The organism is Bradyrhizobium sp. AS23.2 (assembly GCF_001908185.1).
Lineage (GTDB): Bacteria > Pseudomonadota > Alphaproteobacteria > Rhizobiales > Xanthobacteraceae > Bradyrhizobium.
Window position 1 is genome coordinate 32090 of record NZ_LGHM01000051.1, and the last position, 13376, is coordinate 45465.

Sequence of the window (13376 nt, forward strand, 5' to 3'; positions counted from 1 at the left end):
GAGGCTGCTGCGCCGTGGTGTCGTTAGAGTAGTTGAGCCGGAGACCAGAAGGCATGTCGCTTTGATGGCGGGTATCAGTTTCCGCACTATCAGGGAGCCCGCATCGTGATGCGGTCGTCCGAAACGACGTTCCCGGAGCTTTGCCGGCTTCGACGGAATCAATGCCGGCCTCTGCAGAGAAGCGGTGTCCGCTTTTCGCTAAGTTGACCTTCGGGTCCGGAAAATGCCTTAGGTAGCGGCTTTCAGAGCCTTCTGAACACCATACTTGACGTTCAGCTCCGCCCAGATCCGCCTAATATGGTGAAGCTCCTGCTCGACGACCTCGACGAAGCGCGAAGCCGCCGGCGTCAGAGGTCTCTTGTGATCGTAGAGCAGGAATAAATTCCAGGCGAGCGCGGGCTCCACGATCGGATAGACGAATATGTTGTTGGTCTCGACATCGCCGTGAACCGCGACAAATGGGCACAGACAAGCCCAATCCGTCGACCGTGCCAGTTCGAGGCTGCCCGACGTCCCGTCGATCTCGACGGTAGATTTTACTATGACCTTGCCGTCCGCGATCAGCTGCAGGACCTCCTCACCGAAGCTGTGGCCTCGCGAAGGCATGATCAACTTCAGGTTCGGGATGCGATCGAGATAGCAGGGCGTGAACTGGGGGCCGGCAATCGGTCGTCCGCAGATGAGAACCACCTCTTCCCGATGCAGCTTACGCTGACGGAGGCCCGCGGCCTCGACCGGCATCGCTCCGATGGCGAAGTCTACCTTGCCGCCCTGCACCCATTCCGTCAGAGTGCCGCTGAATCCCTCGACCATTTTTATTTCGACGTTCGGGTAATCCGCCACGAACCGGGGCATCACCTTGCCGAAAATTCCACGCGAAAGAGACGGCGGCAGCCCGACCTTCACGATTCCGCTGACTTGGTCAGACTGCACGAGAGCGGCGAGTTTCTGCCGAGTATCCGCGATCTCCTTCGTGATGGACAGAGCGAGATCGTAGAGAAGGTTTCCTGCCGGCGTCGGCTCGACGCCTCTGGACGTTCTCGTAAATAGGGTAACGCTGAACTCCGCCTCCAGCTTCCTGATCTGGGAACTCAACGCCGGCTGCACCACGCCGGCCCTGGAAGCCGCCTTGCTGAAGCTTCCTTCCTCGTAGATCAGCATGAAATAGGAGAGTTGCTTCAGGTCCATTCAACAGCCCCGACGGCATCGATCCAACCATTGGATATCATCGGATTTGATACCGCCCATCAATTTCGCCGTTCTTGCCACCAATAACGGCACAAGCCTAGTGTGAATTGCGATGGGAGGGAGCGGCATCGACTTCGATGGAGCTCACCTCAGTCTGTCTACACGCCAGCCGGCTATATGGCGGACTGGCCCAAGCATCCCGCCTCGCGGCGACCATGCCGTCAGCATAAAAAATTAAACAAGTAGAAAGTCAACGACTTCGCTTGAATGGAGCACGCCCTATAATGAACTTCGTCCGTCACTTCGTTGACAATGCAATTCTAGCTCTCGTTTTCGGCACGGCCCTGGCGACCACGGCTGCGACCGGAACCCGGGCCGCCGACATGCCGGGCGTCACAGCCACGGAGATCCGGATCGGCAACGCCATGCCGTATAGCGGGCCCGCATCTGCCTACAGCATCATCGCCAAGACGGAGCAGGCCTACTTCGACAAGATCAACGCCGAGGGCGGCATCAACGGACGAAAGATAAAGTTTCTCTCGTACGATGACGCCTACAGCCCGCCAAAGACGGTCGAGCAGGTCCGAAAGCTGGTGGAAAGCGACGACGTGCTGCTGGTCTTCCAGACGCTCGGCACTCCGCCCAGCAGCGCCGTTCACAAATACCTCAATCAAAAGAAGGTACCCCAACTCCTCACAGCGAGTGGAGCGGCGAAGTTCACCGATCCCAAGCGCTTCCCGTGGACGATGGGCTGGAACCCGACTCTCGAGAACGAAGGACAAATATACGGACGCTATATTCTGGCGAACCATGCCGGCGCAAAGGTTGGCGTTCTGTACCAGAACGATGACTATGGCCGGGAAGTCCTCAACGGTCTGCGCAGCGGGCTCGGCAAAGACGCTGACAAGATGATCGTCGCCGCGGTGCCGTATGAAACGAGCGATCCGACCGTCGATTCTCAGGTCGTAAAAATCAAGAGCGCCGGGGCTGACGTCTTCGTCAACGTCTCCACCACAAAGGCTGCGGCACAGGCCATCCGCAAGATCGGCGAGATGGGCTGGAAGCCGGTCCACATCCTGAACAGCGTCGCCAATTCGGTTGGCGCCGTGCTCGAGCCCGCCGGTCTCGAAGCGTCGACCGGCATCTTGAGTGCGGGTTACCTCAAGGATCCCACCGACCCGACCTGGGACAATGCGGCGGACCGCAAAGAGTGGGAAGCCTTCATGGACAAGCACTTCCCCAGCGGAGATAAGACTGCCATTCATACAGTGTATGGTTATGCTGCGGCCCACACCCTGGTGCAGATTCTGAAGCAGTGTGGCGATGATCTCAGCCGCGAGAACGTGATGCGGCAGGCGGCCAACCTCAAGGATTTCGTCCCGCCGATGCTGCTGCCCGGCTCCAAGATCAACACCACCAAGGACGACTATGCGGTCATTAGAAACATGCAGATGATGCGCTTCGACGGCAAACAGTGGAAGCTGTTCGGAGATCTCCTCTAATCCGCCGATCCATCCGGATTCGCTGACAAGAGCGGCGCGCACCCGAAACGGTGCGCGCCGTTTTGCTTTGGGGGGTGGGCATGAGAGCCTCAACTGCCAACCCAACAATATTCTGGTATCGATAGTCCGAGGGCTTTGGCGGCGCGTAGGTTCAAACAAAGTTATGGACAGTCGCGCCATTTTATCAATATCTTGACATTCTGAGGGTGGAAATATGCAGCGGCGCGCAAAAAAGGCGGCGATTGACAAGACTGTGCCGAAGCAGGCGCGTGTCGTTGCCATGACGCCGCGCGATGAACTAAACAACCGCTTGATCTTTCGCCTGTTTCAGACAGCAAACCTCTACCAGTCAAGCACTCCGCGCGAACTTGACGTGACTGCGGTGCAGGGCGTCCTTCTCGGCGCGCTATATCGCGATGTCGATCGCGGCATGTCGTTTTCGGATCTTTGCGGCTATTTGGCGGTCAGCCGTCAAAATCTCGATGCCGTGCTCAAGCGATTGGAAGGCATCGGCCTTGTCAAGCGGGTCGAAAACGAGGCCGATCGTCGCGTCAAGATTGTTCGCCTGACAAGAGGCGGCGTTGCAGCGTGGCTTGATCTGCATGCACGTTCATTGGATTTTTTCCGCAACATTACGGCGACGCTTTCCGCGGCAGAGGTCGAGGCCTGTGCGGACGCTCTGGCCAAAATCGGACGTGCGCTCAAGGCGTCACGGAAGGCTTGAAAAGCTCTACAAGACTGCAGGAGGAAATGATGTCCGAGCCCACATCCCCCGCTGATCTTCGCGTGCCGGACCGGGAAGATTGCGTATTGCGCTACGTGCTGGACAAGCGCGCGCAGATCCATCCAGATCGCCCCTACATCCGCCTTCCCGACGGGAGCGCCATCACCTACCGCGAATTTCGCGATTCTGTGGAGCGCACGGCTGCCGGTCTCGCCGCGCTTGGCGTCAAGCAGGGCGACTTCGTCAACGTCTGGATGCCCAACGGCGTACAGATGCTGCGCGTCTGGCATGCGATCAACTGGCTTGGTGCGACCTACGTGCCGATCAATACCGCCTACCGTGGCAATGTGCTGGCGCATGTCATCGCCAACGGCGGCGCGCAGGTGATGATCGTGAGTGCGGATTTGGTCGAACGGCTTCGCGATATCGATCGCGCGGCGCTGCGGATGCTGGTGGTGTCGGGCGATCTGGCCACGACAATTCCCGGCATACAAACCACGTCGCTGGCCGATCTCGACCGCGATCCGGCAACGCTGCCTCCGCTGTCGCGGCCGATCGAGCCGTGGGATGTCCAGTCGATCATCTACACGTCAGGGACGACGGGTCAGTCGAAGGGTGTGCTAAGTTCCTACGCCCACATGTGGCACATGAGCGGAACGGCCGCGTTCCCGATGCTCGATGAGAACGACTGCTACCTCGTCTATCTGCCCTATTTCCACGTCGGCGGAACGTTGCCGGCGATCGGCATGCTCAATCGCGGCGGCTCGCTCGCCGTAGCCGGTGATTTCGAGACCGAAGCGTTCTGGCCGGCGGTCCGCGCGACCGGCGCAACCTATACGATCCTGCTCGGCGTGATGTCGACCTTCCTGTCGAAGCGACCGCCCTCGCCCGAGGATCGCGGCCACACGCTGAAGAAGGTCACGCTGATACCCTTACCCGATGACGCCCGCAGTTTCGCCGAGAGGTTCGGCGTCACGGTCTGGACCCTTTTCAACATGACGGAGATCAATGTCCCGATCGTTTCCGATCCCAACCCGGCTGTCATCGGGACCTGCGGGAAGCAGCGCCCGGGCAACGAATTGCGGATCGTCGATGCGCATGATCGCGAGGTGCCGGTCGGCACTGTCGGCGAGCTGATCATTCGCAGCGATGCGCCCTGGGCCCTTAACTCCGGCTATTACAAGAATGCCGAAGCCACTGCGCTGGCCTGGCGCAACGGCTGGTTCCACACCGGGGACGCATTCCGTCGCGATGCCGACGGCAATTACTTCTTCGTTGACCGGATGAAGGACGCAATCCGCCGCCGCGGCGAGAACATCTCGTCGTTCGAGGTGGAAACCGAAATCGTCGCGCATCCGAGCGTTCGGGAATGCGCCGTCGTCGCCGTGCCCAACGAGATGGCGGAAGACGACGTGCTGGCCGTGGTTGCGCCGGCGCCCGGTGCGACCATCAATCCAACGGAGCTGCTGGAGTTTCTTCAGTCGCGGCTCGCCCATTTCATGCTGCCGCGATACATCCGCATCATGACCGACCTGCCGCGCACGCCGACCCAAAAGGTCGAAAAATACGTGCTGCGGCAGCAGGGATTGACACCCGATGCATGGGATCGCGAAAAAGCCGGAATCAAGATCCGGCGGGAGAAGATCCGCTAGGGGCCGGAGAGTTGGTTGCGGATGGCGCAGACTGTTTTGACCTATTAGGTAAAGATATTGACATAACAGCCATCGTCGGAGAACATGCATCGCGGGATCAGGTTTGCGCGCGAAAGCACAGGTCGGCGATCTCCTACAAGACGGAGGCATCATGCCGTTTCGCAAGATTCTGATCGCCAACCGCGGAGAGATCGCGCTGCGCATTGCGCGCGCGGCCGGCGAGCTCGATGTGGCCACGGTCACAATCTATCCCGCTGATGACGCTGGCTCGGCCCATGCGCGGGCCGGCAACGAGGCCCTCGAACTGCCGGGCGTCGGCACGGCGGCCTATCTCGACATAACAGCGATCATCGATGCCGCACGACAGACGGGCTGCGATGCGGTGCATCCGGGATACGGCTTCCTGTCGGAGAATGCGCAGTTCGCCCGGGCCGTCGCTGCCGCAGGCATGACATTCATCGGACCTGCTCCGGAAACGCTCGAACTGTTCGGTGACAAGTCCACGGCGCGCGCGCTTGCCCGCGCCAACAGCGTTCGCGTGCTCGAGGGATCCGATGGGCCGGTCACGCTGGAGCAGGCGTCGGCCTTCCTCGCCGGTCTCGGCGCAGGCGGGGCTATCATGGTCAAGGCAATCGCAGGCGGCGGCGGACGCGGCATGCGCGTGGTGTCCTCGCCATCCGAATTGACTTCGGCCTGGGAGCGGTGCCGCTCAGAGGCGCAGACTGCCTTCGGCGCCGACGGCCTCTACGTCGAGCGTTATCTAGCCAACGCGCGTCACATCGAGGTGCAGATCGTCGGCGACGGCCATGACGTCGTGCATTTTGGCGAGCGTGAATGCACCATCCAGCGACGTCATCAGAAGATCATCGAGATCGCGCCAAGCCCGGGACTCAAGCCCGCGCTTCGTGACGTGCTCTGTGCTGCGGCGACGACGATGGCATCCCATGTCGCCTATCGTGGCTTGGGGACCTTCGAATTCCTTGTGGAGGCCAACGGCGAAGGCTACGTCTTCATCGAGGCCAATCCGCGCCTGCAGGTCGAGCACACGGTCACCGAGGAGGTGTTCGGCGTCGACCTGGTGAAAACGCAAATTCGCATCGCCTCGGGCGCGCGTCTTCGCGACCTCGGACTTGATCGTTCGCCGACGCCGCGCGGAGCAGCAATCCAGTTTCGCGTCAACATGGAGAAGTTGACGGCCGACGGCGGCGCGCATCCGACCGGGGGTACGCTGACAAGCTTCATGCCGCCCGCCGGCCCCGGCATACGCGTCGACACCTTCGGATACGCGGGCTATCGCACCAGTCCGCGGTACGATTCGCTACTGGCGAAGGTGATCGCGTATTCGCCCGAAGGCATGTCGGATGCGATTCGTCGCGGACGGCGCGCGCTGGAAGAGTTCCGCATCGAAGGACTGCCGACCAACGTCCCGGTGCTGCGTGCGATCACCGAGAACAAGGACTTTCTCGCCGATCACATATCGACGACCTTCCTCGAGACACATGGCGGCGAGATTCTCGCCGCTGCTGAGGCCTACGAGTCCAAGGTGGCAAGCCTGGGCCAAAAGGCGCGCGACGTACGCGACGTCGATCCGCTCGGAGTGTTCGACGCGTCCGCAGCGATCGCAAAGCCACGAGCCGACGTGACGTCAGATCGTCTCGCCGTCCCGACGCCGGAGGGGCTGATGCCGCTCCCGGCGCCGCTGCAGGGCACGATCGTGGCGTGTTCGGTAGCCCGCGGCGAGCAGGTCCGCGCCGGGCAGCAGGTGCTCATCATCGAATCCATGAAGATGGAGCATCTCATCTCCATGCCGGTCGCGGGTGTGGTTGAGGAAATCCTGGTGACCCCGGGTGATACCATCTTCGAGGGCGATGTGCTGCTGCACGTGGCACCGTCGGACGATGCGGGGGCCGGCGCGGAAACGGAGCGATCGGTCGATCTCGACCACATTCGCGGTGATCTTGCTGAGGCACTCGCAAGGCGGGCCGAACTGCTCGACGAAAATCGGCCGGATGCGGTCGCGCGCCGGCGCAAGACCAATCAGCGAACCGCGCGAGAGAACATCGCCGATCTCTGCGATCCCGGATCGTTCGCCGAATATGGCGGCCTGGCGCTTGCCGCACAGCGGCAGCGCCGCACGCCGGCCGAATTGCGCCGGATGAGCCCGGCCGACGGTCTGATCACCGGCATCGGCTCGGTCAACGGACCGCTGTTCGAGGAGGAGCAGTCGCGCTGCGCCATCATGGCTTATGATTACTCTGTTTTCGCGGGAACGCAGGGCGTCATCAATCACAAGAAGAAGGATCGCCTGCTCGGGCTTGCGGACCAGTGGTCGCTGCCCCTTGTGATGTTCACCGAAGGCGGCGGCGGCCGTCCCGGCGACGAATGGCCGACGCCAGCCGGACTTGAGACGACGACGTTCGGCCGCCTGGGCGCGCTCAACGGCAAGGTGCCGATCGTGGGCGTCGTCTCGGGCCGATGCTTTGCCGGCAATGCCGCGCTGCTCGGCAGTTGCGACGTCATCATTGCCGATCGCACCTCGAACATCGGCATGGGTGGCCCCGCGATGATCGAGGGGGGGCGGTCTCGGCGTCTTCCGGCCGGAGGACATCGGGCCCGTCGAGGTGCAGGCGCCGAATGGCGTGATCGATGCGCTGGTCGAGGATGAAGCCGAAGGCGTCGCCGTCGCCAAGCAGTATCTCGGCTATTTCCAGGGACGAGTCCGTGACTGGTCCTGCGGCGACCAGCGCGTGCTGCGGCATGCCGTGCCCGAGAACCGCCTTCGCGCCTACAACGTCCGGCCCATCATCGAAGCGCTCGCCGACACAGGTTCCGTTCTCGAACTGCGGTCATCCTTTGCCAAGGGGATGATCACGGCCCTGATCCGCGTCGAGGGCAGGCCGGTCGGCTTGATCGCGAACAATTCGCATCATCTCGGCGGCGCCATCGACGCCGAGGGCGGCGACAAGGCTGCGCGCTTCATCCAGCTTTGCGACGCCTTCAACATTCCGATCGTCTCGCTGTGCGACACCCCGGGCATGATGGTCGGCCCGGAGGTCGAGAAGACCGCGCAGGTACGGCACGTTTCGCGCCTTTTCGTGGCTGCCGCGCGCGCGACCGTTCCCATTTTCGCCGTGGTGCTCCGCAAGGGCTATGGGCTGGGTGCGCTTGCCATGATCGGAGGCTCGAACCAGAAGCCGTTCACGATTGTCGCGTGGCCGAGCGCCGAATTCGGCGCCATGGGCCTCGAGGGTGCTGTCAAGCTCGCCTATCGCAAGGAACTCGCGGCGCTCGAAGACCCCACCGCCCGCAAGGCCTGGTTCGATGACATGGTCGCCAAGTCCTACGCCGAGAACAAGGCTCTGAGCAGTGCGACGTTTCTGGAGATAGACGACGTCATCGATCCCTGCGAGACACGGAGCCGGATCGTTGAGGGATTGAAGTCGACCGCGCATGCCAGTCGTTTCGAGCGGAGAGTGACGCGCGTCGATCTGTGGTGAACAGGCCGCGACCAGGGAGCCAGGAGGAAGAGATGACGGAGAATAAAGCCACTTCGGACTATATGCGCGACGAGAAGAGCTATCTGGCACATGCCCGTGCGCTACAGAGCGCTGCGTGGCCGGCCGACGTGCCGCGCGAGCCAATCTTTCCCTTGGGGCGCAAGCCACTCACGGAGTATCTGGGCGAATGGGCACGCCGCCAGCCGGACAAGGCTGCGGTGGTGTTTTACGGGCGTGCGATCAGCTATGCCGAACTCGATCGTCTCAGCGACCGGTTCGCCGCTGTCCTCGCGCGGCTGGGCGCACGCAAGGGCGACCGTGTTGCCGTATTCCTGCCGAACTGCCCGCAGTTCTATGTCTGCTTCTTCGGTATCCTGAAGGCCGGCTGCGTGCACGTTCCGGTCAACCCGATGTTCACGCGGCCCGAACTCGTCTACGAGATCAACGATACCCAGGCCCGCATCGTGATCGCACACGATCGCCTGGCGCAACTCGTGGACGAGGTGCGCGACGAGTGCAAGATCGAGCACGTGCTCGTCACCAGTTTCCTCGACGCGCTGCCGGCGGAGCCGGAAGGTCCGTTGCCGGCGGGATTGACCGACGCGCGACTCGAGGTGCCGCGTACGATCGATCTGATGTCGACGATCGCTCAGGAGGCCGGAGCGCCACCGCAGGTCGATGTCGGGATCGACGATATCGCCGCGCTGAACTACACGGGGGGCACCACCGGCATGCCGAAAGGTTGCGTACATACGCAATTCGACATGCTGTTCACAGGTGCCGTCATGAGCTCGATCTCGATGAGCGTGACGTCGAGCGATACTATCATCAATTTCTGGCCGATCTTCTGGGTCGCTGGCGAGGACGTCGGCATCATCCTGCCGGTCCTGACCGGAGCGACCTGCGTTCTGCTGGCAAGGTGGGACCCGGTCGCCTTCATGACGGCGGTTCAGCGCCACCGCGCCACGGTATCCAACATGGTTGTCGACAATGCCGTCGAGATCATCAACCATCGGGATGCCGGTCGTTATGACCTGTCGTCGCTGGGGGAGGTGATCGTGGCATCCTTCGTCAAGAAGCTCAATCCCGCATTCCGGACGAAGTGGCGCGAATTGACGGGCACGACATTGCGCGAGGCCGCCTGGGGCATGACGGAGACCCACTCCTACGACACCTTCACCCGCGGCTGGCAGGACAACGATCGGGATCTTAAGCAGCAGCAGATTTTCGTCGGCATTCCTGTCCCGCAGACGGATTTCAAGATCCTCGAATTCGGGTCCAACAAGCTGGTGCCGTTCGGCGAAGAGGGCGAGTTGTGCGTCCGCACGCCGTCGCTGTTGCGGGGCTACTGGAACAAGCCCGATGCGACGTCCGAAGGGTTGGTCGACGGCTGGCTGCGCACCGGCGATATCGGCATGATCTCCGAGCACGGGACGATCCACTTCCTCGGACGCCGCAAGGAGATGCTGAAGGTGAAGGGCATGAGCGTGTTCCCGTCGGAGATCGAGGCGACGCTCGGCCAGCATCCGGCCGTGACCGGCAGCGGCGTGATCGGTCGCGCCGACGACACGCGCGGGCAGGTTCCGGTAGCTTTTGTAACTATCCTGCCGGAGCACAAGGCAGACGTCACGCCGGAGACGTTGACGGCGTTTTGCCGCGAACGTCTCGCGGTCTACAAGATTCCCGAAGTGCGGATTGTCGACACGCTGCCGATGACCGCCACAGGCAAGGTCAAGAAGGAAGAACTGACGCGGCTTTACGGCTGACTTAAGTCTCCCCTCTCCCCGTTTCTTGCGGGGAGAGGGGCTTCGGGCGAGGCCACAGCAATCGGCCCGCGCTTACTTCTTCAAAAGCTTGCACTCGCTTTCGTCGGCCGGGACAAAGGCTTCCGAACCGGACATTTTCTTCACCAGCGTGATCAGATCCGTCGATCCCTGCATGGCGTCCGGCTTCTTCGCTTCGGCATAGTAGATGTCGCGCATCAGACGGCCGTCGGCACGGATGCGGGCACCTGAGGTAAAGAGATCCTCGACTGGCATCTCCCTCATTTTCGCCAGCACGGCCGTCGTATCTGTCGTCCCCGCAGCTTTGACCGATTTCAGGTAGTGCAGGACCGCGCTGTAGACGTTGGCCTGGGGATCGCTCGGCAGTTTGCCAAACGCTTTCTTGAAGCGCTCTGCCCAGGCCCTCGTCTTCTCCGACTCGTCCCAGTAATAGCTGAGCACCAGAGGCATGCCCTGCGTAGCCTTGTTGCCGAGCGCTTCGATGTCGACCGTGGTCAGGGAGAACGGAACGAAACGTTGTCCGGTTCGTCCGATCTCAAATTCGGCGGCTTGCTTGATCGCGTTGGTCATATCGGCGCCACCGCCGATGAACCCGATGTTCTTGGCTCCAGAACTCTGGGCGCGCAGCAGGAAGGAGCTGAAGTCCGGAGAGTTGAGCGGAAAGCGCACCGCACCAAGGAATTTTCCGCCGCCGGCTTCGATGATCTTTTGTGCGTCCCTCTCGATCGAATGCCCGGCGGTATAATCGACCGTAATAAAATACCAGGATGTGGGTTTGTCGCCTGATGATCCTTTGATCGTTAAATTCGCGACCTCGTATCCGTCATTGGCCCATTGCATTCCGTTCGGGGAGCACGACTTGCCGCCGATGTCTCGGCTCGACGCCATCGAGACGACCAGAATCTTGTTCTTCTGCTCCGCTATGCCCTGCACCGCAAGCGCGACTCCGGAACTGTAGATGTCAAATATCGCGTCGACGCCCTCGGTATCGAACCAGCGCCTTGCGATTGTCGAGCCGACATCTGGCTTATGCCCATGATCCGCATATACTAATTCGATCGGTTTGCCGAACATCGAGCCGCCCATGTCCTCGATCGCAAGACGCGCGGCCGCGACCGAACCCGGACCGGTGATGCTAGAATAAACTGACGCTTGATCGTTCAGGACGCCGACCTTGACGGCCTTGTCCTGAGCCGCAGCAACGCCAAAAAGAAAGAATGGCGACAGAGCCGCTGCAAATATAGAAGCGGTATTTCTCCACATTGTTTCCTCCAATTCTCCGCGTGCTCTCATGCGCTCGCGGCTTCGCTTATAGTTTCAATTGCCCGTAGAAACGTCAAGATATTGACGTTTCCACATCGATCCCGTAGGCTCAAGGGACAAACATCCAGCATCCAGGCGACAAGCTGGCCTCGGACTCCGATCAATTGGGAAGGAGACATCGCATGAGGTTCGCGACTCTTTTCGACGGCGCGGCTGTCACCGATGCATGCCTGCTCGCGGGCTCTCCGGGCGAACGTCCCGCAGTCGCCCGCCCAAGAATGGCGTCCGCGGCAATTTTCTGCCGTCCATTCCGACCTGGCGGCATGGACGATAGCGTCTATACGCGCCACTGACGCTGCCGCTTACCGCACGCGCACCAACCATCCACGAGAGAAAAAGATGAAGGCCGCTGTCCTTACCGAAATCAACAAACCGCTGCAGATCCTCGACCTTGATCAGGAGGCGCCTAAGGCCGGTGAGGCGCGGGTCCGGATGAAGGCAACGGGCATCTGCATGAGCGATTGGCACATGATGATCGGCGATTGGCCGACCAAGCTGCCGCAAGTGCTGGGCCATGAAGCCGCCGGCATCGTCGAGGAGGTCGGGCCCGGTCCCTCGCGCGTCTCGGTCGGCGACCACGTGATCTTCTCCTTCGCTTCGCACTGCGGGCATTGCCGCTACTGCAATTCCGGCCGTTCGGTGCTCTGTAACGGCCATGCGGCGCCAGGGTTCTTGCTGCCAGACGGCACGACGCGGCTCAAGTACAAGGGAGAGCAGGTCAATCAGATGGCCCGCATCGGCACCTTCTGCGAGCAGGTCGTCTGCTCGACGGAAAATCTCGTCCCCGTACGCAAGGATCTGCCCTGGCCCATCGCCGCCATCATCGGCTGTTCGGTGGCCACCGGCATCGGCGCGGTCACCCGTGCGGCCAGGGTGGAGGCCGGGGCGAACGTACTCGTGATCGGATGCGGCGGCGTCGGCCTAAACATCGTTCAGGGTGCGCGCCTCGTCGGCGCCGGAAAAATTATCGCCGTCGACCTGCTCGACAACAAGCTCGAATACGCCAGCAAATTCGGCGCGACGCACACCATCAACGGCAAGACCGAGAATGTGGTGAAGACGGTGCGCGCAATCACCGACGGCGGCGTCGACTACGCCTTCGACGCAATCGGCAGCGAGGCAACCGTCCTGCAGATCGTCGACGCGCTTGCGCCGGGTGGACGGGCTACCATGGTCGGCATTCCTTCGGTCACGGTGCGCGCCGGCATTGCTCCGGCCTCAATGGTGTTTCAGGAGAAGACGTTGTCCTCGTCCTATTACGGCTCGGTGCAGCCCGATCGTGATTTCCCTGTTCTCGCCGACCTCTACATGGACAAGAAAATCGATCTGGATTCGCTGATCTCGCGCACTTACGGTCTTGAAGACATCAACCAGGGCTTCGAACAATTGCGTAAGGGCGGGGTCGCGCGCGGCGTGGTGGTGTTTGATTAGCTAGCATTCAGCTAGGGTTGAGATTTTCAAAGGGCTGCCACCCACCTGGCAGCCCTCCGCTTATCTCGGGCAGTTCAGAAGTCATCGACGTCGAGGTCGCACTGCTTCGAGCCAGCGAAGCTACTACGCAATTCTGGGCGTGAGACTGCCCTGGTTCACAAACGAAGTGCAACACTTCCAACAGGAGGAGTTGCTATGGGGCAGACTTACAGGCAGCTCTCCCTTGACGATCGATGCGAGATTGCCCGCCTTTCGGCCAATGGCAACTCGATCGC

The 13376-nt window shown here is 61.4% G+C and carries 7 protein-coding genes and 1 pseudogene; 6 read left to right on the forward strand and 2 right to left on the reverse strand.

The genetic code is table 11. The features are described 5' to 3' along the window. Positions 1–228: 228 nt before the first annotated feature. Complete coding sequence (locus AC630_RS12280; RefSeq protein ID WP_074118793.1) at positions 229–1188, reverse strand: LysR family transcriptional regulator; 960 nt, start codon at positions 1186–1188, stop codon at positions 229–231. 284 nt (positions 1189–1472) lie between these two features. On the opposite strand from AC630_RS12280, the gene AC630_RS12285 reads away from it, so the two are divergent. The 5 genes and pseudogenes from AC630_RS12285 to AC630_RS12305 all read left to right on the forward strand — a co-directional run bounded on the left by AC630_RS12285 (position 1473) and on the right by AC630_RS12305 (position 10329). After that, on the forward strand, positions 1473–2690 hold the full coding sequence (locus tag AC630_RS12285; RefSeq protein WP_074118794.1) for an ABC transporter substrate-binding protein: 1218 nt from the start codon (positions 1473–1475) through the stop codon (positions 2688–2690). Between the two features lie 214 nt (positions 2691–2904). Further along, positions 2905–3414, forward strand: coding sequence for a MarR family winged helix-turn-helix transcriptional regulator (locus AC630_RS12290; protein WP_083636212.1), 510 nt, complete (start codon positions 2905–2907; stop codon positions 3412–3414). A gap of 29 nt (positions 3415–3443) precedes the next feature. Next, positions 3444–5066 (forward strand): AMP-binding protein, encoded by a 1623-nt coding sequence (locus tag AC630_RS12295; RefSeq protein WP_074118869.1) that lies wholly within the window; start codon positions 3444–3446, stop codon positions 5064–5066. Positions 5067–5217: 151 nt separating this feature from the next. Further along, a pseudogene (locus AC630_RS12300) lies at positions 5218–8563 on the forward strand (carboxyl transferase domain-containing protein). A gap of 32 nt (positions 8564–8595) precedes the next feature. Continuing rightward, positions 8596–10329, forward strand: coding sequence for an AMP-binding protein (locus AC630_RS12305; RefSeq protein WP_245330350.1), 1734 nt, complete (start codon positions 8596–8598; stop codon positions 10327–10329). Between the two features lie 72 nt (positions 10330–10401). Here AC630_RS12305 and AC630_RS12310 read toward each other — a convergent pair whose 3' ends face one another. Then, positions 10402–11610: an ABC transporter substrate-binding protein gene (locus tag AC630_RS12310; protein WP_074118796.1), complete on the reverse strand. Its 1209-nt coding sequence runs from the start codon at positions 11608–11610 to the stop codon at positions 10402–10404. A 399-nt stretch (positions 11611–12009) separates the two neighbouring features. On the opposite strand from AC630_RS12310, the gene AC630_RS12315 reads away from it, so the two are divergent. Continuing rightward, positions 12010–13101 carry a Zn-dependent alcohol dehydrogenase gene (locus AC630_RS12315; RefSeq protein WP_074118797.1) on the forward strand — a complete coding sequence of 364 codons (1092 nt, stop codon included), beginning with the start codon at positions 12010–12012 and terminating at the stop codon, positions 13099–13101. Positions 13102–13376: the final 275 nt, after the last annotated feature.

Coding starts and splice junctions, on each gene's coding strand:
- AC630_RS12280 (WP_074118793.1), bottom strand. CDS start 1,188: ATGGACCTGAAGCAACTCTCCTATTTCATGCTGATCTACGAGGAAGGA.
- AC630_RS12285 (WP_074118794.1), top strand. CDS start 1,473: ATGAACTTCGTCCGTCACTTCGTTGACAATGCAATTCTAGCTCTCGTT.
- AC630_RS12290 (WP_083636212.1), top strand. CDS start 2,905: ATGCAGCGGCGCGCAAAAAAGGCGGCGATTGACAAGACTGTGCCGAAG.
- AC630_RS12295 (WP_074118869.1), top strand. CDS start 3,444: ATGTCCGAGCCCACATCCCCCGCTGATCTTCGCGTGCCGGACCGGGAA.
- AC630_RS12305 (WP_245330350.1), top strand. CDS start 8,596: ATGACGGAGAATAAAGCCACTTCGGACTATATGCGCGACGAGAAGAGC.
- AC630_RS12310 (WP_074118796.1), bottom strand. CDS start 11,610: ATGTGGAGAAATACCGCTTCTATATTTGCAGCGGCTCTGTCGCCATTC.
- AC630_RS12315 (WP_074118797.1), top strand. CDS start 12,010: ATGAAGGCCGCTGTCCTTACCGAAATCAACAAACCGCTGCAGATCCTC.